This window comes from Flavobacterium olei (genome assembly GCF_039749035.1).
GTDB classification, from domain to species: domain Bacteria; phylum Bacteroidota; class Bacteroidia; order Flavobacteriales; family Flavobacteriaceae; genus Flavobacterium; species Flavobacterium olei.
The window spans coordinates 215,324-238,401 of record NZ_JBDKWC010000006.1 but is presented as its reverse complement, the minus strand read 5'-3'; the positions used below and the strand labels follow the sequence as shown (position 1 = coordinate 238,401).

The 23,078-nt window shown below is 34.3% G+C and carries 16 protein-coding genes; 10 read left to right on the top strand and 6 right to left on the bottom strand.

What is annotated here, in order from left to right; all coding sequences use genetic code 11:
• The first annotated feature begins 137 nt into the window (after positions 1-137).
• The gene (locus tag ABEB31_RS16980; protein ID WP_347052845.1) at positions 138-593 is read left to right on the top strand and encodes a DUF5362 family protein; all 456 of its coding nucleotides are present in this window, start codon (positions 138-140) and stop codon (positions 591-593) included.
• Between the two features lie 66 nt (positions 594-659).
• On the opposite strand, the gene ABEB31_RS16975 is transcribed toward ABEB31_RS16980, so the two are convergent.
• The 3 genes from ABEB31_RS16975 to htpG form a co-directional block, all read right to left on the bottom strand.
• Positions 660-1,400, bottom strand: a complete 741-nt coding sequence (locus ABEB31_RS16975) for a DUF4369 domain-containing protein (protein ID WP_347052844.1) — start codon at positions 1,398-1,400, stop codon at positions 660-662.
• A gap of 129 nt (positions 1,401-1,529) precedes the next feature.
• Positions 1,530-2,360 carry a hypothetical protein gene (locus ABEB31_RS16970; RefSeq protein ID WP_347052843.1) on the bottom strand — a complete coding sequence of 277 codons (831 nt, stop codon included), beginning with the start codon at positions 2,358-2,360 and terminating at the stop codon, positions 1,530-1,532.
• A 228-nt stretch (positions 2,361-2,588) separates the two neighbouring features.
• Positions 2,589-4,472, bottom strand: coding sequence for a molecular chaperone HtpG (gene htpG, locus ABEB31_RS16965; RefSeq protein WP_347052842.1), 1,884 nt, complete (start codon positions 4,470-4,472; stop codon positions 2,589-2,591).
• 202 nt (positions 4,473-4,674) lie between these two features.
• On the opposite strand from htpG, the gene ABEB31_RS16960 reads away from it, so the two are divergent.
• From ABEB31_RS16960 to ABEB31_RS16950, 3 genes are all read left to right on the top strand, one after another.
• The gene (locus ABEB31_RS16960; RefSeq protein ID WP_347052841.1) at positions 4,675-5,175 is read left to right on the top strand and encodes a lipocalin family protein; all 501 of its coding nucleotides are present in this window, start codon (positions 4,675-4,677) and stop codon (positions 5,173-5,175) included.
• 17 nt (positions 5,176-5,192) lie between these two features.
• Entirely contained in the window at positions 5,193-5,888 is a 696-nt protein-coding gene (locus ABEB31_RS16955) for a YiaD family glycine zipper/OmpA-like lipoprotein (RefSeq protein ID WP_347052840.1), read from the top strand.
• A 105-nt stretch (positions 5,889-5,993) separates the two neighbouring features.
• Entirely contained in the window at positions 5,994-6,944 is a 951-nt protein-coding gene (locus tag ABEB31_RS16950; RefSeq protein WP_347052839.1) for an ABC transporter ATP-binding protein, read from the top strand.
• 54 nt (positions 6,945-6,998) lie between these two features.
• Here the strand turns inward: ABEB31_RS16950 and ABEB31_RS16945 are convergent, their stop codons facing one another.
• Positions 6,999-9,410: an alpha/beta hydrolase family protein gene (locus ABEB31_RS16945; protein ID WP_347052838.1), complete on the bottom strand. Its 2,412-nt coding sequence runs from the start codon at positions 9,408-9,410 to the stop codon at positions 6,999-7,001.
• A gap of 261 nt (positions 9,411-9,671) precedes the next feature.
• On the opposite strand from ABEB31_RS16945, the gene ABEB31_RS16940 reads away from it, so the two are divergent.
• From ABEB31_RS16940 to ABEB31_RS16930, 3 genes are all read left to right on the top strand, one after another.
• Positions 9,672-10,679, top strand: a complete 1,008-nt coding sequence (locus ABEB31_RS16940) for a 3-oxoacyl-ACP synthase III family protein (RefSeq protein WP_347053022.1) — start codon at positions 9,672-9,674, stop codon at positions 10,677-10,679.
• A 684-nt stretch (positions 10,680-11,363) separates the two neighbouring features.
• Positions 11,364-11,675, top strand: coding sequence for a GIY-YIG nuclease family protein (locus ABEB31_RS16935; RefSeq protein ID WP_347052837.1), 312 nt, complete (start codon positions 11,364-11,366; stop codon positions 11,673-11,675).
• 93 nt (positions 11,676-11,768) lie between these two features.
• Positions 11,769-12,440, top strand: a complete 672-nt coding sequence (locus ABEB31_RS16930; RefSeq protein WP_347052836.1) for a copper homeostasis protein CutC — start codon at positions 11,769-11,771, stop codon at positions 12,438-12,440.
• 85 nt (positions 12,441-12,525) lie between these two features.
• Here the strand turns inward: ABEB31_RS16930 and ABEB31_RS16925 are convergent, their stop codons facing one another.
• Complete coding sequence (locus ABEB31_RS16925) at positions 12,526-14,937, bottom strand: TonB-dependent receptor (protein ID WP_347052835.1); 2,412 nt, start codon at positions 14,935-14,937, stop codon at positions 12,526-12,528.
• A 322-nt stretch (positions 14,938-15,259) separates the two neighbouring features.
• Here ABEB31_RS16925 and argS point away from each other — a divergent pair, with 322 nt between their 5' ends.
• The 3 genes from argS to ABEB31_RS16910 all read left to right on the top strand — a co-directional run bounded on the left by argS (position 15,260) and on the right by ABEB31_RS16910 (position 22,049).
• Complete coding sequence (gene argS, locus ABEB31_RS16920; protein ID WP_347052834.1) at positions 15,260-17,041, top strand: arginine--tRNA ligase; 1,782 nt, start codon at positions 15,260-15,262, stop codon at positions 17,039-17,041.
• A 374-nt stretch (positions 17,042-17,415) separates the two neighbouring features.
• The gene (locus ABEB31_RS16915; RefSeq protein ID WP_347052833.1) at positions 17,416-20,580 is read left to right on the top strand and encodes a SusC/RagA family TonB-linked outer membrane protein; all 3,165 of its coding nucleotides are present in this window, start codon (positions 17,416-17,418) and stop codon (positions 20,578-20,580) included.
• 11 nt (positions 20,581-20,591) lie between these two features.
• A complete protein-coding gene (locus ABEB31_RS16910) occupies positions 20,592-22,049 on the top strand; it encodes a SusD/RagB family nutrient-binding outer membrane lipoprotein (protein WP_347052832.1) in 1,458 nt (485 codons plus the stop codon).
• A gap of 79 nt (positions 22,050-22,128) precedes the next feature.
• Here ABEB31_RS16910 and ABEB31_RS16905 read toward each other — a convergent pair whose 3' ends face one another.
• On the bottom strand, positions 22,129-23,031 hold the full coding sequence (locus ABEB31_RS16905; protein ID WP_347052831.1) for a DUF6607 family protein: 903 nt from the start codon (positions 23,029-23,031) through the stop codon (positions 22,129-22,131).
• Between the last annotated feature and the right edge of the window lie 47 nt (positions 23,032-23,078).

Below are 23,078 nucleotides of genomic sequence, written 5' to 3'. Positions count from 1 at the left end.
TCAGGTTTCAGGTTTCAGGTTTCAGGTTTCAGGTTTCAGGTTTCAGGTTTCAGGTTTCAGGTTTCAGGTTTCAGGTTTCAGGTTGGTATTTTATGAATATTTTTCCTATGTTTGCCTGATAACTAAACTCTCAACTAATGGAAGAAACTTCAGCATTTGAAAAATTTGAATTGCAGTTAGACAGTACTGCAAAAGACTTTCTTAAAGAAGCAGCCAAATGGGCTTATTTTCTATCAATAATCGGATTTATCGGGATCGGATTTTTAGCTTTAATTGCTGTATTTGCCGGCACACTATTCTCGCAGTTTAACTCGATGCCCGGAATGGCGGCGTATGGAGGTTCTTTTGGAACTATGATCGGAGTAATTTATTTTTTAATGGCAGCTCTGTACTTTTTTCCGGTTTATTACCTGTTTAAATTCAGCTCAAATGCTAAAAAAGCTTTTAGAGATAATGATTCGCAGGCTTTGACAGAATCAATCGGTTATCTGAAATCGCATTATAAGTTTTTCGGTATTTTGATGATTATTCTTTTAGCTTTATACGCGCTTATGTTTGTATTTGCAATTCTGGCAGGCATCATGGGAAAATAATTGTACTCATTTAAAAGCATAAAAAAGCCCTGAATTTTCAGGGCTTTTTTAGTATTACAAATCGAATTATTGCTGTGGTTGGGCTTCCGTTTTCTGTTGTTCCTTTTTCAGGTCACCAACATATTTGGTTAGCTTTTTTCCGTAAAGGGATTTTGCCACTTTCGGACTCATCGATTTCTGAATAGTGTCGAGGAATTTTAAATTGATATCGTAAATTTCTGCTAAAGCAATATAAGGAGCCACTTCATAATCTTTGTTGTTTAAAGCGAAGTTTGTTGCGTATAAATACTTTCTTTTAATATTGGATTCCTGCAAAACATTTAAGCTGTCTAAAGCTTTAATATCCTGTCTTTTTAAAGCTTTAAAACGAGGTTCAACTCTTGAAAGGTTTTCATCTACAAAACGGCCGTTAATTTTTTGATACTGCTCATATAATTCCTGATTTTTAGAACCGGTAATTTTAGCTCCGGCAATATAATTATCAAGGTTAGTATCAATATTGATATTTCCCGGCTCTGCAAAGAATAAGATATTATTATCTAAGGAGTTACTAACGCCACGATCTAAAAACAGATACAGCATTTCCGGTGATTCCAGTTTAATGTCGGTTTCAAAAGCAGAATTTCCGTCGATCTTAATAGTGTCAATCGCAACAAGGGAAGTATCAACAATTCTTTGGATGTATAAAGTTCCGTTTTTTAATCCTTTTATGTTTCCTGTAAGATGAACGCTATCAGTAGGTGATTCTTTTTTGCCGCAAGATGCAACTAGTGCAAGAGTAACGAAAGCAATTAAAGTTTTTTTCATTGGTTTTTAGATTTTGGGTGCAAAATAAAGAAAATAGTTTAAATGTAAAGAGGCTGAAGTTTTATTTTTATAAAAATAAATCCCAATCTATTTCTAAATTGGGATTTTAAAATTATGCAGGAAAAGGTGTTACATGGATAAATTGAATGAACTGCCGTCCTGGTGGGTATAGGTATAAAATGAATCGCAGTCATTGTTTCCATAATCAATAACTCCGTTTAAAATTTCGCTCTGAATTTTCAGTTGTCCTTTAGAAATAAAAAGACAGGAATATTTTTTGGTAAGTGTTTCTTTTACTGTCAAAGTAATTGTTTTTCCAGTGGCTCCGGTTACAGTATGAGTTCCATCGGGAATTTCGTAAACATTATCTACTAAAACAAAAGGAGTGTCTACACCGGCAGTTTGCCTCGTTGTGTAGGTTCCCGAATTTGTATAAACTCCGCCTTGTAGATCAGTAAGTTTACCATTGGTTACTTTTCTCGTCCATTGCGGCACAGTTGGTACAGTTGTCGTGTTGGTATATTCTATTGTTCCTTCCAATTTGATGTTATTGATTGAATAATCAACTCTTTCAATAGTCATTTTATTTCCTGTAGTGGTTACAGGTCCGGAAAGAGTAATTTTTAATTTTCCTTTTCGGGTTAAATTGTTTTCATCTTTGCATCCGGTTGTTCCGAAGTCTAGTAAAAAGACTTTAGGGTATTCTCCACCGTTTGGTGTTGTAACAGAAATGGCAGCACAAATTGCAGTCGTTTCAGTAGTTTTTCCTGTGGGTGTGCTGGTTGTTGCCAAAAGTCCGGTGTTAAGATCCATTTCGTTGGTAGCATCAATCGCAACTGATGCGCCCAGATTGGTAAGGTCAACTGAAGGAGCATTTTCAATATTGTCGTCACTAGAGCATGAAACATAAAGAAATGCTGATGTACAGATAGTTGCAATTAAAATAAAGGTTTTTTTCATAGTGGTATTTGTTTAGGTTAAATGTATTAAGGCAATCAAATGTAATAAAAAAATGAATTACAAATAAAAACCCTGTAACGGGAACTTACAGGATTTAATAACGGTTTTAGAAAAGAAAAATTATACTGAGATCCTTTTGTTGTTCATTTTTTTTACGCTTCGTCATCATCAAAAAAAAAAACCTGCAAATTTATTTGCAGGTTTTGTAGAATAGTATTTTAGTACTACTTATTTAATCATTTCAAAACTTCTCTTTACAAAAGCTGTCAAGGCTTCACCTTTTAAAAGGTTTTGCGATAACTTCGCTAAATCTAAAGCTTGTTTCACCAAATGCTCCTGATGCGTTTTGTCTTCTGTATTTAAAATATTAGAAGCCAGATCAGAATTCGTATTAACAACCAAATTGTACATTTCCGGCATATTGCCCATTCCGAACATTCCGCCTCCGCCAGTTTGGCTCATCTCTTTCATTCGACGCATAAATTCTGGCTGCGTAATAATGAACGGAGCGGCCTGGCTGTCCATCGCTTCTAATTGTACGCTGTATGCTTTTGGGATATAAGCTTCCAATGAAGTTTTTAAGGTTTCTTTTTCTTCATCAGATAATTTTGAAATTGTGTTTTCGTCTTTTTTGATTAAGTTATCAATATGATCCGAGTCTACACGTACAAAAGTCAAATCGCTGTTATCTCCTTCGATTTTCTGAATTAAATGCGAAATAATTGGAGAATCTAAAAGCAATACTTCATATCCTTTATCTTTCGCTGCTTCAATATAAGAATGCTGAGCATCTTTATTTCCTGCATACAGAATAACTAATTTACCATCTTTATCGGTTTGGTTTTCTTTTAGTTTTTCTTTTAATTCTTCTAAAGTAAAATACGTATTGTCTACAGTCGGATACAGAACAAATGCTCCTGCTTTTTCATAAAATTTATCTTCAGAAAGCATTCCGTATTCTAAAACGATTTTAATGTCGTTCCATTTGGCTTCAAAGTCAGCACGGTTTTCGTTAAATAAAGCTTTTAATTTATCGGCTACTTTACGGGTAATGTAGTTCGAAATTTTCTTAACAGCACCATCGGCTTGCAGACCAGAGCGGGAAACGTTTAAAGGGATATCCGGAGAATCGATTACACCTTTAAGCATGGTCAAAAATTCAGGTACAATTCCTTCTACATTATCCGTAACATAAACCTGGTTTTGGTACAGCTGGATTTTATCTTTCTGGATCTGCATGTCGTTTCCTAATTTAGGGAAATACAAAATACCAGTTAAGTTAAAAGGATAATCTACATTTAAATGAATGTTGAATAACGGCTCTTCGAACTGCATAGGATACAATTCTCTGTAGAAACTTTTGTAATCTTCATCAGAAAGTTCAGAAGGCTGTTTTGTCCAGGCTGGATTTGGATTATTAATGATATTATCAGTTTCAACTGTTTCATTAACGTAATCTTCCGGAGCATCTTCCGGTTTTGGAAGCGTTTCAGTTCTTGTTCCGAATTTAATTGGAATAGGCATAAACTTGTTATACTTATTCAATAATCCGCTGATTTTAGAATCTTCTAAAAATTCAAGAGAATCTTCGGCAATGTGCAGAATAATTTCTGTTCCGCGTGAAGTTTTGTCAGCAGGCTCAAGAGTAAATTCCGGACTTCCGTCACAGGTCCAGTGTGCAGCTGGTTCGTCTTTGTATGATTTTGTGATAATTTCAACTTTTTCTGCTACCATAAAAGCAGAGTAGAAACCAAGACCGAAATGACCGATAATACCAGAATCTTTTGCAGAATCTTTGTATTTGTCTAAGAATTCTTCGGCACCTGAAAAAGCAACCTGATTGATGTATTTTTCAACTTCATCAGCAGTCATACCCAGACCCTGATCGATAATATGGATTTTTTTTCCTTCTTTATCGACTTTAATTTCGATAACCGGATTTCCATATTCAACCTTCGCTTCGCCGATGCTGATAAGATGTTTTAATTTTAAAGTAGCATCGGTACCATTAGAAACAAGCTCGCGCAAGAAAATTTCGTGGTCGCTGTATAAGAACTTTTTAATTAAAGGAAAAATGTTTTCTACTGAAACATTAATTTTACCTGTTGCCATATTTTTTAATTTTTATTTAATGTGATGATTTTCATTTGTTCAAATAGAATACCAATTGTTTTTGGGGTGACAAAATGTCGGAAATGTTAATTTTGAAATAAAAAAAACAGATTTTGGAACGAAATCTATTTCTTTCAATCGTATATTTGTACTATAATAATTGTTAAACCTTGTAAGTATTAACTTAAAAATGTACAAAAAAATGAAGAAGATATTATTCATTTGCGCGATTGCCACGATGTTATTTGCGTGTAAATCAGCTTCAACGGCTTCGTCTTCAGAAGCAACAAATCTCTCAACAAAACTTGACAAAAAGACTCAGGTAGCACTAAAAGGAAATTGGGTTTTAACCAATGTAACATATCCCGGTTCTGAGTATATCAAAGTAAATTCTTTTGATCTGGCTGATTCAAAATGTTTTATTGGTAGTACGTGGTCTTTCGTTTCTAATAATAATAAAGGAACAATGGCTCTAACTTCTCCAAATTGTACTGCATTCAGTTCTCCAATTGTGTGGAGTATCAATAATCAGGGACTTTTTGTTCTTAAAGTTCTGGATGCTGGTGTTAAAGCAAAAAAAGTAAGAGATGGTTATTTGCTTAAAATTGCCGGTGTAACCGAAAGTTCATTTCAGTTAATCGACAATATCAATGTTGGTGGCCAGACTAAAGATGTGACATACCAATTTCAAAGAGCAAATTAATATTAAAAATATATAAAATGAGAAAGATAACTGTTTTAGGTTTAAGTAGTCTATTGATGTTAACTAGTTTTTTTACTAGTTGTGACTCAGTAAAAAATGCAAATAATACACAAAAAGGCGCCGGAATTGGTGTTGTAGCTGGTGGTGTTATTGGTGCTGTCCTTGGAAATAATCTTGGTAAAGGCGGAAACGCTGCTTTGGGAGCTGCAATTGGAGCTGCTGTAGGTGGTGGAACTGGTGCCCTTATCGGAAACAAAATGGATAAACAGGCACGTGAAATTGATCAGGCTTTACCAGGTGCAGAGGTAGAAAGAGTAGGAGAAGGTATTCACTTAACACTAAATGAAAATTCAGTTCGTTTTGATACCAATAAATCCACTTTAACAAGTCAGGCAAAAGCAAACTTAGATAAATTAGTTCCTGTTTTCAACGAGTACGGAGATACAGATATTCAGATTTTTGGATATACCGACAGTACAGGAAAACCAGAATATAACTTAACACTTTCCGGACAAAGAGCAGCTTCTGTGCAGGCTTATCTTGTTGCAAAAGGATTAAAATCAAGCCGTTTTAAAACTTCAGGTTTAGGAATTGCAGATCCAATTGCTACAAATGATACTCCGGAAGGAAGAGCGCAAAACCGTCGTGTGGAATTCTCAATTACAGCAAACGACAAAATGGTAAATGACGCTAAAGCGGAAGCTGGAAAATAATTTCAAATAAAATAAAATATAAAAAAAGCTGTTTCATAATTGAAGCAGCTTTTTTTTGACTTTAGAAATTAAACATTGTAAATTTGACCTCTCATATTACAACTCATGCTCGACATTCAGAATATTTCTTTTTCGTATACCGAAAATCGCGTTATAAAAAACATTTCTTTTACAATTGAGAAAGGCCAGAATATTTCTATCATTGGTGAAAGCGGCTGTGGAAAAAGTACGTTGCTTAAACTAATTTATGGTCTTTACGATCTGGATGAAGGAAAAATCTTTTATGGTGATAAGCCTGTTTTAGGACCCAAATTTAATTTGATTCCGGGAATGCCGTACATGAAATATCTGGCACAGGATTTTGATTTGTCGCCTTATGAAACTGTTGCAGAAAACGTTGGTAAGTTTCTTTCTAATGGTTTTGCCAATATGAAAAAACTACGTGTTCAGGAATTGCTGGAAATGGTAGAAATGGAACAGTTTTACAATGTGAAAACAAAGTTTTTAAGCGGTGGGCAGCAGCAAAGAGTTGCACTGGTAAGAGTTTTGGCTTTAGAACCCGAAGTTATTTTGTTAGACGAACCATTTAGTCAGATTGATGCCTTCAGGAAAAATGCACTTCGCCGTAATTTATTCCGCTATTTAAAACAAAAAGGAATTACCTGTATAATCGCTACACATGACAGTACAGATGCTTTGTCTTTTGCAGACCAGGCGATTGTAATGAGAAATGGCGAAATGATTGTTAAAGATGAGCCAAGTAAGATATATGAAGATCCTCAGACAAAATACGTGGCTTCATTGTTTGGAGAAGTGAATGAAATTCCGACTCATTTATTGTTATCCTATGCAGATGAAACTCATAAGACACTAGTTTATCCGCATCAGTTTAAAATGGTTTCTGAATCAAGATTAATGGTGAAAATCAGAAGGACTTATTTCAGGGGAAGTCATTATTTAATTGAAACAGTTTATAAAAGGCAATTAATTTTCTTCGAAAGCGAAATAGATTTACCGCTGGAACAAGAAGTGTTTTTATCTTTAAATTATTTATAAAAAGAAACCCGTTCTGTAAGATTACAAAACGGGTTTCTTCTTTTATAAAGAAAACTAATTTTTAAGGTATTTTTCTAAAAACTGATCCTGTTCCCAAAGTAAGTGCAGTATGTTTTCTTTTGCAGCATACCCATGTGATTCCTTTGGCAGAATAACCATTCTTGCCGGTGCTCCCAAGCCTTTTAAAGCCTGAAAATATCTTTCGGTCTGCAATGTAAAAGTTCCCGGATTGTTGTCTGCCTCGCCATGAACCAATAAAAGCGGCGTTTTCATTTTCTCTGCATTCATAAAAGGCGACATGGTATTGTAAACCTCTGGAACTTCCCAGTAATTTCTTTGCTCAGACTGAAATCCGAACGGTGTTAAAGTTCTGTTGTAAGCCCCACTTCGGGCAATTCCACAGGCAAAGAGATTAGAGTGAGTCAATAAATTGGCCGTCATAAAGGCACCATACGAATGTCCTCCTACAGCAACTTTTTTTCTGTTAATATAACCCAACGCATCTACAGCGTCTATTGCGGCAGCAGCGTTGTCTACTAATTGCGAAATAAAATTATCGTTTGGTTCTGTTGTTCCTTCTCCAATAATTGGAAATGCGGCATCGTCTAAAACGACATATCCTTTTGTTACCCAATACACAAAAGAGCCATAATAAGGAAATGTAAATTCGTTTGAATTTTGGGTCGATTGAGAAGCGCTATTCCTGTCTTTGTATTCTGCAGGATAAGCCCAGATTAACAGAGGAAGCTTTTCTTTTTTCTTTTTATCATAACCGGCCGGGAGATATAAAGTTCCCGAAAGCTCTAATCCGTCTTTGCGTTTGTATTTAATAACTTCCTTACTTACGTCTTTGATGCTCTCAAACGGATTTTTAAAATCTGTTATAGGACTTAAGCTGTTTTGTTTTTTGATATTTCTGAAATAGTAATTCGGATATTCTGTTTTAGATTGTATCTGAACAAGAATTTTACCCGATTTAAAATCTTCAATTTCCAGAATGTCTTCTTTTTTATCTTTATAAGGAGACGTGTAGATACGTTTTGATTTTAATGTTACAAAATCGAATTCATCTACAAACGGAAATTGTCCTTCCTTTGTATATCCGTCTCCAATTCTGTAAAGATTATTTTTTTCGATGGCTAAAATATATTTATTATAGGCATTTTTTTTAGTTTCGAAAACCCCCGGATCTGAATATACATCTTGTGAGTTACGATCTGTAATTAATTTTGGCTGCTGAGCAGGATTCGCGGGATTAATTAAATAAGTTTTGGTATTTCTGGTATCATACCATTCATCTGAAAGTACTGCCAGATTATCATTTCCCCAAACAATGTCATTGTAACGCTGAGGTGTTTTTACCAGCGATGCAGCATCTTTATCAAAAGGAGCTTCCCACAGAAAAACTTCATCTCTAAATTCTACCTTATTGGCAGGATCTCCTTCGTCTAAGGCTACGACATAAGATAATGTTGCCGGCTTGTCATTTCGCCATGTCATTTCTCTTTTTCCTTTTCGAACAGCCATAAAACCTTTTGGCATAATTTCGTTTAAAGGAACTTCGTTTACCGTTTTAATCTCTTTTCCGCTAATATCATAAACTATGGTTTTAGATGGAAATCGGTTTAATGGAACCACATAAGAAAAAGGTTTTTGAATTGTCGTCAACATAATATAGTTTCCGTCAGGAGAAATTCTTTCTCCGGCAAACATGGCAGCGTCTTTAAACAGAACGGCGTCACCATTTACTTTTACTTTATACAATTCAGAGGTGACGCTGTTTTCAAAATTAGCTTCATCATTCTTGTTTTTCAGCATGTCCGGATAGGTCCTGTTTTGTGATTTTTGTCCGGAAGTGTTCGAAACAATCGGGCCGGTTGGTAAATCTTTTTTAGAATCTAAAAGCGGCTGTCTGTTTTTTGGAAGCATTTTCACTAAAATAGTTTCACTATCCGGAAACCAGCTAAATGGGTTTCCGAGATTAGCATTAACCCTTGCTTCTGTAAGTTTTACAGCCTGAGAAGAAGCAACATCTAAAACCCAAAGTTCTACACCCGAATTTGTCGTGTGGGAGAACAACACTTTCTTGTCGTTTGGTGACCATAAAATGTTCGTAATTTTAGGATTTTCAGGCAGACCTTTAACCTGAATTTCTTCTTTACCGCTAATTTTTCTTAATTTAAGATTAGTTGTATAAGTTGCTGTGCTCGAAATATTGGTAACAGGATTAATTCTTAAACCTGCTAAGCGCACTTCGTCCTGATTTAAATCGTCCAGGGTTTTATATGTGTTTCTGTACAAAAAGAGCATATTTTCCTTTTTCGTATCCATAGAGACAGTAGGAGCTCTTTGATAATCTACCAGATCTAAAATTGATTTTGAGGGTTTTTGGTATGTTAAATTCTCCTGCGCGTAAGAGAAAAAACCGATGTTTAAAAGCAATAACAACGTAACCTTTAATTTCATAAGTTGAATTTTATGGGTTTATAAAATGGTATTCAAAATGTTTGTCTAAGATACTTTTGTCTTGTTACATTTTTGTTCTTAATTTCAATTTTTTTCATTAATTCTGCCTAAAAACTAACTTTTTGTAAAACAATTTATTTTAAATACTCTTATAATTAAAGTATATTAAATTGATAATTACGAAAAAAAGAGTAATTTGTACTCTAATGTTTTAAAGTATACTTAAATTTGCATTCGAAATTTTAATAAATAAAATACATGATGTATCATTCAAAAATAGCTGGCTTAGGATATTATGTGCCTGATAATGTGGTAACAAATGATGATTTGTCTAAGATAATGGATACCAATGACGAATGGATTCAGGAAAGAACAGGAATTCAGGAGCGCAGACACATTATTCGTGGAGAAGATACTACAACTTCAATGGGAGTAAAAGCTGCTAAAATTGCAATAGAACGTTCGGGAGTTGCCAAAGAAGATATTGATTTTGTGGTTTTTGCCACATTAAGTCCGGATTATTATTTTCCAGGACCAGGGGTTTTAGTGCAGAGAGATTTAGGTCTGAAAACGGTTGGTGCATTAGATGTAAGAAATCAATGTTCCGGATTTGTTTATGCAATTTCTGTTGCCGATCAATATATTAAAACCGGAATGTATAAAAACATTTTAGTAATCGGATCTGAAGTTCATTCTACAGGATTAGATATGACAACCCGCGGGCGTGGAGTTTCGGTAATTTTTGGAGATGGGGCGGGAGCGGCAGTACTAAGCCGTGAAGAAGATCTGACAAAAGGAATTTTATCTACACACCTGCATTCAGAAGGGCAGCATGCCGAAGAGTTAGCTTTACAGGCACCGGGAATGGGAGCACGTTGGGTAACAGATATTTTGGCCGATAATGATCCGAATGATGAAAGTTATTATCCTTATATGAACGGACAATTTGTATTTAAAAATGCAGTAGTTCGTTTTGCAGAAGTAATTAACGAAGGTTTAGAAGCAAACGGACTTCAGGTTTCGGATATTGATATGCTTATTCCGCATCAGGCAAATTTGAGAATTTCGCAGTTCATTCAGAATAAATTCAAATTAAGCGACGATCAGGTTCATAATAATATTCAGAAATACGGCAATACTACGGCTGCATCTATTCCAATTGCTTTAACCGAAGCCTGGGAACAAGGAAAAATAAAATCTGGAGATACAGTAGTTTTAGCAGCTTTCGGTAGTGGATTTACCTGGGCAAGTGCTATTATCAAATGGTAGAATAATATCATCTTACCTTATATTTTTTAAAACCTGCTTCGTGTTTGAAGCAGGTTTTTTATTTCTATATTTTTATTTTGGCTGTCAGGCTGAGCGGAGTCGAAGCCCACGTTCCAATTGGATCGCCCTTCGACTCCGCTCAGGGTAACAAGTATTACTTTTATTGTTTTTATTTTAGATTGAGATATTTTTTTTGTCCGCTGAGCGAAGTCCAAACCTACGTTCTTATTGGCGCGCCCTTCGACCCGCTCAGGGTGACAAGTATTACTTTTAATTATTGTTTTTATTTTAGATTGGGATATTTTTTTTGTCAGGCTGAGCGGAGTCGAAGCCCACGTTCTTATTGGCGCGCCCTTCGCTCAGGGTGACAAGTATTACTTTTAATTATTGTTTTTATTTTAGATTGGGATATTTTTTTGTCAGGCTGAGCGAAGTCGAAGCCCACGTTCTTATTGGAGCGCCCTTCGACTCCGCTCAGGGTGACAAGTAGTATTTTGTTTATTTATTTATTTATTTATATTTCAGATTGAGAGAGTTTTTTTGTCAGGCTGAGTGGAGTAGAAGCCAACGTTTCAATTGGCGCGCCCTTCGGCTTCGCTCAGGGTAACAAAGATCTCATATAATTATAGTGGTAAAATAATGAAATAATTTTCTTACTTTTAATCAATTTAAATTTGAGAAAAAATGAAACTATATTATGTGTATATCTTAAAATGTTCTGATGCAAGTTACTACACCGGAATGACAAATGATATTAATAGAAGATTGACAGAACATAGTTATGGGTCCAATACAGAAAGTTATACTTATAATAAAAGACCATTAGAATTAGTTTTTTGCACAGAATTTAATGATGTCAATCAGGCCATTTTATTTGAAAAACAAATAAAAGGCTGGAGTCGAAAAAAGAAAGAAGCTATAATAAATGACAGATGGGAAGATTTGAAAAAACTTTCAGAATGTTTAAATAAAACAACTCATAAAAATTTTAATTAAAAGAATGTTTAGTGTTAAATTAGCGTTTGATCCTGCTTTAGATAATAGTCAGGTTTTTATTGAAGGTGAGAAATCTTTTTTAAAATTGAAAAAATGAAAAAAAACCAACTCGAAATAGCTTGTTTTAATTATGAGTCCGCTCTAATTGCTCAGTCAAATGGCGCGGACAGAATTGAACTATGTGAAAACATGAAGCTTGGAGGCACAACGCCAAATTCTATTTTAGTAGTTAAAGTCCGCGAAAGCTTACATATAAAAATGCATGTTATCATCAGACCGCGGGGCGGCGATTTTGTTTATTCTGACGAAGAGCTGACAGAAATGAAACAAGACATCAAACAGTATAAAAAACTCGGCGTTGATGGTTTTGTGTTCGGAATTTTAAAAGATAACGGAAAAGTAAATAAAAAACAAAATAAAGAGTTAGTGCATTTGGCGCATCCGCTTTCCTGTACTTTTCATAAGGCTTTTGATGTTGTTAAAAATCCTGAAAAAGCGCTGGAAGATATAATTGAATGTGGTTTCAAAACCATCTTAACATCCGGGCAGGGTGTCAATGTAGAGGAAGGAATCTTAGCATTAAAGAGAATTCAGGAATTGGCTGGCGACAGAATCGAAATTATGCCCGGCGGCGGATTAAGATCTTCAAACATCAAATTACTTCAAGAGAAATTAGATCTCACTTTTTATCACTCGTCGGCAATTACAGATGATTCCGAAACTGCGAATCCGGAAGAAGTAAAAGAACTTCGCAACTTCCTGTAAATAAAAAAAGTCCGGAATGGCATCTCCGGACTTTCTTCTACAAGAAATTATTCAAAATATTAAAAAAAGCTTTTAGCAGAGCATATTAAAACATACCTCCTCCGGCTTTATTTGTATTATCTTCTCTCTGTTTACGCTGTAAATTTTTAATCTTAGCGCCTCCAAAGTTGTATGTTAAACCTACGTAAACAGTCTGGCTTTCCCATGTAAATCTTCCTGTAACAGGATAAGGATACATGCTGTCAAAAGCATATCTCATAGTATTGAAAACATCATTAAAACGAACGCTAATGTTCATCTTGTTGTCTAACAAAGTGTAGCGTGAACCGATGTCCATTTTATACATTTCGTGGCTGTTATTCTGAAGTCCGTCGACAGCACCTCTGTAAAATCCGAATAATAAAAAGCTTAAACGTTTGTTGGCCTTAAAGTTTGAGTTCATACGGCCGTTGAATGCGGCAACCGTAACTTTTCTTTCTAACGGATTACTTGTATCTGTTGTAGCGTCGTATAAAAATACAACTCCCTGCTGGTTAATACTTGAGAAATCTATCGATGGAGAAATATCCCACCACTTTGTAATTTTATAATTAAATGAAGCTTCAAAACCATATGATGTATTATGATCGTAATTGGTAAAAGTCAGAATTTGTCTGTTACCACTAGGATCTGTATCATCCGGATATAAAATTCTACTAATCTGGTCATTGATGCTTCTCACAAAAACTCCCGCTGTAAAACTTCCTTTCTCAAGTGTTTTAGTATAATTCACTTCTACAGAGTTCGTAAACTGAGGTCTTAATTCAGGATTTCCTAATGAAGTTAACAACGGAGTAGAAAATTCACGAATTGGTTTAGTCTGTTCTAAACTTGGTCGGTCAACACGACGGCTGTAACTAAATTGCAATGTGTTTTTTTCATTAAGGTTATAAGTTAAATAAGCAGATGGATATAAGGTGATATAATCATCATCAAATTTAGTCTCGCCAAAATTTAAATTTGCCTGTACTTTATAACTTTCAAAACGTGCTCCTACCTGATAGCTGAATTTTTTGAACTTCTGACCAAATGTTACATAAGCAGAATATATATCGGTATCGTAAGTATAGTTTGATGATGGCATAGATGCTAAAGGATTTCCGGTGGTGTAATCATTACCGGTTCTTGTAATTCTGGCTTCAGCACCCGCTTCAAGAGTTGTTTTTTCGTTCAACGGATTAACGTAATCGATATTAAATGTACTTAATTTACGATCTGCTTTAATAAGATCATTGTACACTACACTATTACTGGAATTGTCCGGTGCTGTAGACTGCGTATCAAAATTTGCGTTCTGATCTTCTTTACTATCACTGTAATTCCCTTCAAAATCTAAAGTATGACCTTCTTTTTTAAAGATGTGTTTATAGGCCAAATTGTAAGTTCCTGTTTTTTCCGGGCCCCAATATCTCGATTTTTGGTACACGTTTAAAAAGTCAGGATCGTCGTTATTATAATCGATATTAGTGTTTACAAATCCTTTTCCTGTAGACTTGTTTTGATTGGTATAGATAGACAATGTGTTGTGATCATCGATTAAATAATCCATACCGATTTTGTACAGGTAAGAATCATTATCGTTCATTACATCAAGAGTTTGGGTAATATCCTGATCGTATCTTTTAATTAAACCATCATTAAAATAAGTTCCAAAGTTTTGTCCTACATTCCCGAAGAAATTTACTTTTCCTGTTTTATAATTCAGGTCTAAAGACTGATTGTATTTTGCATTTTTGCCAAAAGTGATTCCGCCGCTGTAACTTCCGTTAAAACCTGTATTAGCATTTTTGTGCAGAATAATATTAATGATTCCCGACATTCCTTCCGGATTGTATTTGGCACTTGGATTTGTAATCAGCTCAATTTTTTTAATAGACGTTGACGGAATTTGTTTTAACAATTGTGCCGGATCAATATTAGACGGGCGTCCATCAATCAATACACGAACATTATCATTTCCGCGAAGCGAAAGTTTTCCATCCTGATCCACATTCACAGAAGGAATATTGTTCATAATGTCAGATGCAGAAGCTCCGGCAGTTGTTAGATCTTTTCCAACATTAACCACTTTTCTGTCAATTTTTTGCTCAATTGTCGAACGTTCTGCCACAATGTTCACCCCTTTCAGTTGTGTAGCTTCTTCTTCCAAAGAAACATTTACAGTTGCGGCTTTTTTGTTTTCGCTTAAAAGCACAGAACCAATGTATTTTCTAAATCCAATATATTGAATTTCGATTGTATAGCTTTTTAAAGCAATGTTTTTAAACGAAAAATCTCCGTTGTCATCCGTGTTCACTCCAGAAATCACTTTTCCATTTTCTTTTAGAGAAACTGTGGCATAAGAAATTGGAGCCTTATTCGATTTTTCTGTAATTTTTCCAGAAATCGTTCCCGAATTCTGGGCTTGTGCGGTTGCAAATACCCCCAGTAATGCAAGCAGAAAGAATTTTAATTTCATGATTTTTTCCTGATTATTTTGATTTGATTGATGATGATTTTGTTTTGTTAGTTTTCTTTTTTTTTTGCGGCTTCAAAAAAATGAAGTCACTATTAAGACTCTTTAGTGCACGATATGTTACAAGAAAAATTAGAAAAATTTATATTTTTTTTGTGAGAGGCTGTTTTTTAAGAGATTAAGCTTTTGATGTTTTGATAATTTTGACAGTTTAAAATCTGGTTTTTTTATCGAATTGAAGCTGTTCTTCTAAATTTAATATGTTTTTGATTTTCTCTAATTGATGAATAAGCATTATCTTTGCTCACTTTAAAAATAAGTTTACATGTCATTATCACAAATTCTTACACCTTCTATACAAAAAGCAATACAGGCATTATTTGATGTTACTGTTGATAAAATCGAGTTTCAAACTACCAGAAAAGAGTTTGAAGGCGATATTACAATGGTCATTTTTCCGTTATTGAAGGTGATTAAAAATACTCCTGCCGAGTTGGGAAATAAAATTGGAGATTATCTGGTTGAAAATGTTTCTGAGGTAGCACGCTTTAATGTAGTATCCGGATTTCTGAATATTGTTATTTCTGACAGTTATTATGTAAACTTTTTTAACGCAATAAAAGATCAAAAACCATTTGGATTTGTTGCACCTAATCCGGCTGAAAAAGCGGTTATGGTAGAATATTCTTCTCCAAATACGAATAAACCCCTTCATCTGGGTCACGTTCGTAATAATTTATTAGGCTATTCTGTTGCCGAAATCTTAAAAGCTTCCGGCAAGAAAGTATATAAAACGCAAATTATAAACGACCGCGGAATTCATATTTGTAAATCGATGCTGGCGTGGGAGAAATTCGGTAATGGAGAAACTCCGGAAACTTCTGGTTTAAAAGGAGATAAATTGGTCGGTAAATATTATGTTGAGTTTGATAAAGCATATAAAAATGAGATCAATGGTTTAATTGAAAGTGGAAAGACAGAAGAAGAAGCCAAAAAACAAGCGCCGATTATTGTCGAAGCTCAGGATATGCTTAAGAAATGGGAAGCTGGTGATGAAAAAGTTATTGCGCTTTGGAAAATGATGAACCAATGGGTATATGCCGGTTTTGAAACTACGTACAGTAATCTGGGAGTTAATTTTGATAAATATTACTACGAAAGCAACACTTATCTTTTAGGAAAAGACGTTGTTCAGGTAGGTTTAGATAAGGGAGTTTTTGAAAAAGATCCCGACGGTTCGGTTTGGATAGATTTGACAGATGAAGGTTTAGACCGTAAAATTGTTTTACGTTCTGATGGTACAGCTGTTTATATGACACAAGATATTGGAACGGCAATTCAGCGTGTAAAAGATATGCCGGATGTGGGAGGAATGGTTTACACAGTAGGAAACGAACAGGATTATCACTTTAAAGTATTGTTTTTAATTTTAAAGAAATTAGGTTTCGACTGGGCTTCGAATCTTTATCATTTGTCTTACGGAATGGTTGATTTACCTTCCGGAAAAATGAAAAGCCGTGAAGGAACTGTTGTAGATGCAGACGATTTAATGCAGGATATGACGGATACTGCCAAACAGATTTCAGAAGATTTAGGAAAACTGGACAGCTATTCACAGGAAGAAAAAGCAAAATTATATAAGACAATCGGTTTGGGAGCTTTAAAGTATTACATTTTAAAAGTAGACCCTAAGAAACGTATTTTGTTTAATCCTGAAGAATCTGTTGATTTTGCCGGAAATACAGGTCCGTTTATTCAATATACTTACGCCAGGATTCAATCTATTATTCGTAAGGCCGATTTTGATTTCAATGTAACGCTGGATGAAGTTGAAGTAATTCACGAAAAAGAAAAAGAACTTTTAAAACAGATCGAACTTTTTCCTGAAGTAATTCAAAATGCAGCACAAAATCATAGTCCGGCTTTGATTGCAAATTATACATACGATCTGGTAAAAGAATACAATTCATTTTATCAGTCTGTTCATATTTTAGGAGAAGTTGATTTAACAAAAAAAATATTCAGAGTTCACCTTTCCCAAAAAGTTGCCGAAGTTATTAATTCGGCCTTCAGACTGCTGGGAATTGAAGTTCCCGAAAGAATGTAGTAATAAATAGAATGAATTTTAAAGCCAATAGTTTTATAAACTATTGGCTTTTTTTATTGTTTTTTTGGCTTTAAGAGACGTTTTTAAATTTAATTCAATTCTATTTTTGCCTCAGATTTATTGTTGTGAGGATAATCAGACAAAAAAACATAAAACTTAAAAAAAATCTCTGATATACGTTTTAACTATTTTGAATTAGTAAGCTTTTAGTAAAAATAATATAGGGTAGAAAACCGTCTTTAAAGGCGGTTTTTTTATTTCAAAGATTTAAATAATAAATTTAATCTTACAAATATTAATGTTAAATGTATTTAAAATCTTGTTAAAAATAATTTAATTATTTAAGTTGCGCCCCTAAATTAAAATAGCTATAGATGAGAAAAAAAATTAAACTGATATTAGCAGTGGTATTTGCTTTAACAACGCAAATATTTTATGCTCAGAATCGATCAATCTCAGGGATTGTATCAGATGGAAATGGTCCTATTCCGGGAGCGAATGTAGTGGTGAAAGGTACAAAATCAGGAGTGCAAACCGATTTGGACGGCAAGTATAGTATTAAAGCGAAAACAGGAGATGTTTTGGTTTTTTCTTACGTTGGTATGAAAGATTTAAATTTGACTGTTACATCAGGTACAGTTTTTAATCTTAAAATGAAGGAGGAAGGGGAAGAATTAAAAGAAATTGTTGTTGTTACAGCAATGGGAATTAAAAAAGAGAAAAAAGCATTAGGATATGCTACTCAGGAGATTAAATCTGCAGAATTAACTAAAGGAAATAATAATAGTCTTTCTGGTGCTCTTCAGGGAAAGTTAGCTGGAGTAAATATAACACCCTCGAGTGGGGCTCCGGGAGCTTCTTCTCAAATTGTAATTCGTGGTGCTCGTTCATTTACGGGAAATAATACACCTTTATATGTTATTGATGGGATGCCAATAGCATCAATGGCTGACTATACAACAGGGAATAGTGTTTCAGGATCCGATAGTGCAAACAGAGCGGTAGATATTGATCCGAATGACATTGAATCTATCAACATCTTAAAAGGACAGGCTGCATCAGCAATTTATGGACTTAGAGCTTCAAATGGAGTTATAGTAATAACTACAAAAAGTGGCAAGGGAGCTTCTAAAAATGGAAAGCCTACTATAAATTTTAGTAGCTCAGTTACTGCTGACAATATTTCCAGAAAAATTGATTTCCAAAATGAGTATGCTCAGGGAACAAATGCTGTTTATAATCCTACAAACTCATTATCGTGGGGCCCTAAAATTTCTGATTTACCGGATAGTCCAACTTACGGAGGTAATGTTCCTAACGCTTTGAATGGTGGAAATATAACATCTCATGCTGGCAAATATTATGTTCCACAAAGAGCTACAGCAGGTCTAGATCCGTGGGTCTCTCCTAAAGTTTATGATAATTTTGGTGATTTTTTTAAAACTGGAATAACTGTAAATAATTCGTTAAGTATTACGCAGGCAAATGATAAAAGCAATTATGCATTTAGTTTAGGATCTTCTAATCAGGATGGTTTTATACCTGAAACTGGACTTACACGCTATAATGCAAAAGCTTCTTTCAGCACTAAATTGGGAGATGACTGGAGAACTGGTTTTGTGGGTAATTATGTAAATACTAAAATTCAAAAAGCGACCAGCGCAAATGACTCATCGGTTGCAGGTGCATTTGCAAGTCCGGTTAGTTACAATTTAAAAGGAAATGGATTTGAAAGTCCAACAGATCCATATAAGCAGATTTATTACAGGCCAACAGGATTTAACAATCCTTATTGGGCAGCAGCCCATAATATATTTGACGAGCAAACGGATCGTTTTTATGGGAATAGTTATATTGAATTTACGCCAAGTATTTCGATGGATAATAAACATAAAATAACATTCCGCTACCAACTTGGTGCGGATATTTACACAACTAATTATAGAGATATCGAAGAATATGGAAATAAACAGACTACAGAAGGACATCTAAATATTTATGGAATTTCATCTCGAACTGTAAATTCATTACTTACTGCCAATTATGAATATAAAATTTCAGAAGATTTAAATTTAACCGCTTTAGTTGGTAATGAAATCAATGATAAATATGAAAAGACATATGAAATGATCGGTAATGATCTTAATTTTGGTGGTTGGGCTAATTTAGCTAATGCTCAGCAAACTATTGCCACAGATAATATTACTAAAAACAGAACCTTCGGTTTATTTGGAAATATAAATATTTCATACAAGAACTTCATTTTTTTAGGAGGTACTATACGAAATGATATAGTTTCTTCCATGCCAAGAAACAATCGTTCCTTTGTATACCCTTCAATATCATTAGGGGTTGTCTTAACTGAATTAGAAGCTTTAAAAGGAAATTCAGTATTGTCTTTTGCTAAATTAAGAGGGTCATGGGCTGAAGTGGGACAAGCCGGAAATTATTATGCTAATTACTATTCGGTTCCAAATTACGGTGGTGGTTTTTGGTCAAATGCTCCAGTAAGTTATCCTATTGCAAGTGTTAACTCATACATTCCAAATAATATAATGTACGATCCAAACTTAAAACCTCAAAATACAAGATCTTATGAAGTAGGTGGCGAGTTTAGATTCTTTAAAGATCTTATCAGTTTAGAATATACATTCTCAAAACAAAATGTTGTAGACCAAATTTTTCAAGTTCCCTTAGCGGGATCAACAGGAGCCGCAACTTTGGTTATGAATGGAGGAAAAATTCATACAAACAGTCATGAACTAGTTTTAGGTATAACACCAGTGAGATCTACTAATTTTGATTGGACTATATCTGTAAACTACACCCAAATAGACAATTTTGTTGATGAATTAAAAGAAGGAGTGCCAAATATTTTTTTAGGTGGATTTGTTACACCTCAAATCAGAGCTAGTATTGGAGAACGTTTCCCTGTAATTTATGGTACGGCATTCGCCAGAGATGATAAAGGAAATGTTTTAGTTGACGATAGTGGATTGGCAATAGCTGGTGAAACTAAATCACTTGGTGAAGTGGCTCCAAAATTCAATTTAGGTGGGACAACCTCTTTTAGATACAAAAAAATCACCCTGGCCGCTACTTTTGATTGGAAAAACGGAGGAAAAATGTATAGTGGAACAAATTCATTGTTAGATACTTATGGATTAAGCACTAAGACAGGAAACCGTGATGAATTATTAGTTCAAAAAGGAGTGACTACATCTGGAGAAGTAAACACAAAAGCTGCTACAAAACAAGATACTTATACGAGATATTCGAACATTGCAGAAACAGCTGTATATGATGCTTCTTTCGTGAAAATAAGGGAAATTTCATTAGGATATACTGTTCCACAGTTTTCAAAAGGATTCAACATGCGTGTTTCTGCATTTGCAAGAAACATTTTGCTATCCTCTAAAATCCCAAATTTGGATCCTGAATCATCACAAGGGAATAATAATATTGCGGGAGGTTTTGAAAGGTTATCTATTCCACAAACTACTAGTATAGGCGTTGGAATGAATTTCACAATTAATTAATAATTTAAATTATGGAAAAATATAAAATCATTTTGCTTTTATTGATTATGTCAATAACATTCAATTCTTGTTCAGAAGATAAAATGGACGATGTCAATAAAAACGTAAATAACCCACTAGATGTTCCAACTCGTTTTGCAATCACTGATGCGATGACAAGTACAGCATTTAGCAATACAGGTTCAGATATTTCATTTTATTCAGGTATTTATGTAGAGTTAAATGCAGGTGGGTTTGGTCAAATGTATAATGCAGAAACCAGAAATGGAGAACCTCAAAATCAAACCACTTTTAACAATTCCTGGAACAATCAATATCAAACAATGTATAATCTGAAGTTGATTATTGAGAAATGTACAAATGGTGAGGAAAAGGGTAATTATACTACATTAGGAATTGCACAAGTCTTATATGCATACAATTTAGCATTACTAACAGATATGTATGGAGATGTCCCTTTTTCAGAGGCTTTTAAGCCTGGAATAATATTTACACCTAAATTGGATCGCCAGGAAGATCTCTATAAAATTATTTTTACAACTTTGGGTGAAGCCATAAATAACCTTGAAAAGACATCTTCTTATCCACTTTTAGGAGCTCAGGATATAATTTACGCAGGAAATAAAACTAAATGGATAAAGGCAGCTAATGGATTATTGGCCCGCTATACTTTGCGTCTTTCTTTCGTTACTCCTGATTACGATAAGGTTCTGGCTTATGTAAGTAAATCTTTTACTAACAATAATGATGAATTTAAGACAAAAAATGACGGTATTCCAAATCCTTATTACCAATTGGATAATGACAGAGGATATTTATTTGCGAGTAAAAGTTTGCATGATAAATTAGTTTCAAGACCAAATGATCCGCGTGCTCAGGGCTATTTTGAAAAAATTCAAAAAACAACCGGCGCACCTTTTACAAATGAATTTTTTGTAAATGGAGTTAGTCCACAAAGTCAAAATTATTCTTACTCAGCTTTGCTTGATGCGACTAATCCCATATATATGTTGAGTTATCATGAATTATTATTCATAAAAGCAGAAGCAGAAGCAAGAAAATCTAATTCTTTTACAAATACAGCTAATTTAACTGCAGCAGTAACTGCAGCTTTTAATAAAAATGAATCAACTAATTTTTCAAATACCGATGCTGCGTCCTATGTCGCGGGGTTAAATATTTTGACTAATGCGGATCTATTAAAAGAAATTGCTGTACAAAAATACTTAGCTTTTTACGAAAACGAATGTGCAGAGGCGTATAATGACTACAGACGCTTATTGGCAATGTATGGATCTTCGGCGGCACACCCAATACAGTTGGCAAATCCTCTTAATTCCACAAAGTTTCCATTAAGATTACCTTATGGGAATTCTGATGTTTCTGCTAATAAGAATGTTAAAGAAGCATTTGGAGATGGTACATATGTTTACAAAGAAAAAGTATGGTGGGCAGGTGGTACAAGATAAATAATGTTGAATAAACCATGATCAAAACAAAAAGCCGGAAGTCTAAAACTTCCGGCTTTTTCATAACAACTAATTCTAATTACTTAACAAACTTGTCAATGATTTTATCTGTTTCTGCTTTTGCAGTATCTGGCTTTAAATCAAACAATAGAGAATAAAGTGCTTTACGGTCTACCTTGGCTTCTAAGTTTAAATCTTTGTTTCTGTCAAATAAGGTTTGCCATTTATCACGGACATTTTTCCATAATGCATTATTAGCAACCCACCATTTTTGAGCGGCCTGACATTTAATGTCCGGAACTTTAGTATAGACGTCAAATCCTTTTTCCTGTGCTAACAATACATCTTTACCAGAATCGTCGCGAATCAATTTGTCATTATCTTGTTCGTGATTCCATCCTGTAGCTGTAATTTCATGAATGTTTCTTCTCTTTAAAACATTATAATCATTACGTTTTGTCTGCTCTCTTCTTGGTAATGGAGCATCGGCAACATTTGCCCAATAATCTTTTCCGTCAACGTGAACCCAGGTTGAAGATCCTTCATATCTTGGACTGTCATCTACCTGATATACTTTTTGAGTCCATTGGCCTTTAACAGCTTTCTTGTCTAACTTTTTGTATTTCCACGAAGTTCCTTTATCAAAAGAATATAAATCTGTGTTTTCATATAACCAGTCTTGTCTCCAGTGTTTGATAATCATATCATCACTTACAATCAGTAAATGCTGCATTACAATTTTGTTGGGAGTATCTTCCAGTAATTCTACCCATTCTAAAGCAGACTCGTGTTTTGTTTCAGATGGCTTATAAGTCAGAGTATCTTTTGGATATGAAAATGTTTCAGTAAAATTAAATTTCACTTCATAACAACCACACATTGACTTAATCGACTTTATGTCTTGTTGTTTCTTGTCCTGACTAAATCCAAGACCACATGTTAAAGCCATTGCGGCTGACAAAAAAAGGCTTTTTGAAATCATAACTTATTGTTTGTTTTAAATTTCGGCAAATATATAAATTTTATTTA

What these genes read in the sequence shown, in the direction of transcription:
- ABEB31_RS16980 (WP_347052845.1), top strand. Translation starts at nt 138, where the DNA reads ATGGAAGAAACTTCAGCATTTGAAAAATTTGAATTGCAGTTAGACAGT.
- ABEB31_RS16975 (WP_347052844.1), bottom strand. Translation starts at nt 1,400, where the DNA reads ATGAAAAAAACTTTAATTGCTTTCGTTACTCTTGCACTAGTTGCATCT.
- ABEB31_RS16970 (WP_347052843.1), bottom strand. Translation starts at nt 2,360, where the DNA reads ATGAAAAAAACCTTTATTTTAATTGCAACTATCTGTACATCAGCATTT.
- htpG (WP_347052842.1), bottom strand. Translation starts at nt 4,472, where the DNA reads ATGGCAACAGGTAAAATTAATGTTTCAGTAGAAAACATTTTTCCTTTA.
- ABEB31_RS16960 (WP_347052841.1), top strand. Translation starts at nt 4,675, where the DNA reads ATGAAGAAGATATTATTCATTTGCGCGATTGCCACGATGTTATTTGCG.
- ABEB31_RS16955 (WP_347052840.1), top strand. Translation starts at nt 5,193, where the DNA reads ATGAGAAAGATAACTGTTTTAGGTTTAAGTAGTCTATTGATGTTAACT.
- ABEB31_RS16950 (WP_347052839.1), top strand. Translation starts at nt 5,994, where the DNA reads ATGCTCGACATTCAGAATATTTCTTTTTCGTATACCGAAAATCGCGTT.
- ABEB31_RS16945 (WP_347052838.1), bottom strand. Translation starts at nt 9,410, where the DNA reads ATGAAATTAAAGGTTACGTTGTTATTGCTTTTAAACATCGGTTTTTTC.
- ABEB31_RS16940 (WP_347053022.1), top strand. Translation starts at nt 9,672, where the DNA reads ATGTATCATTCAAAAATAGCTGGCTTAGGATATTATGTGCCTGATAAT.
- ABEB31_RS16935 (WP_347052837.1), top strand. Translation starts at nt 11,364, where the DNA reads ATGAAACTATATTATGTGTATATCTTAAAATGTTCTGATGCAAGTTAC.
- ABEB31_RS16930 (WP_347052836.1), top strand. Translation starts at nt 11,769, where the DNA reads ATGAAAAAAAACCAACTCGAAATAGCTTGTTTTAATTATGAGTCCGCT.
- ABEB31_RS16925 (WP_347052835.1), bottom strand. Translation starts at nt 14,937, where the DNA reads ATGAAATTAAAATTCTTTCTGCTTGCATTACTGGGGGTATTTGCAACC.
- argS (WP_347052834.1), top strand. Translation starts at nt 15,260, where the DNA reads ATGTCATTATCACAAATTCTTACACCTTCTATACAAAAAGCAATACAG.
- ABEB31_RS16915 (WP_347052833.1), top strand. Translation starts at nt 17,416, where the DNA reads ATGAGAAAAAAAATTAAACTGATATTAGCAGTGGTATTTGCTTTAACA.
- ABEB31_RS16910 (WP_347052832.1), top strand. Translation starts at nt 20,592, where the DNA reads ATGGAAAAATATAAAATCATTTTGCTTTTATTGATTATGTCAATAACA.
- ABEB31_RS16905 (WP_347052831.1), bottom strand. Translation starts at nt 23,031, where the DNA reads ATGATTTCAAAAAGCCTTTTTTTGTCAGCCGCAATGGCTTTAACATGT.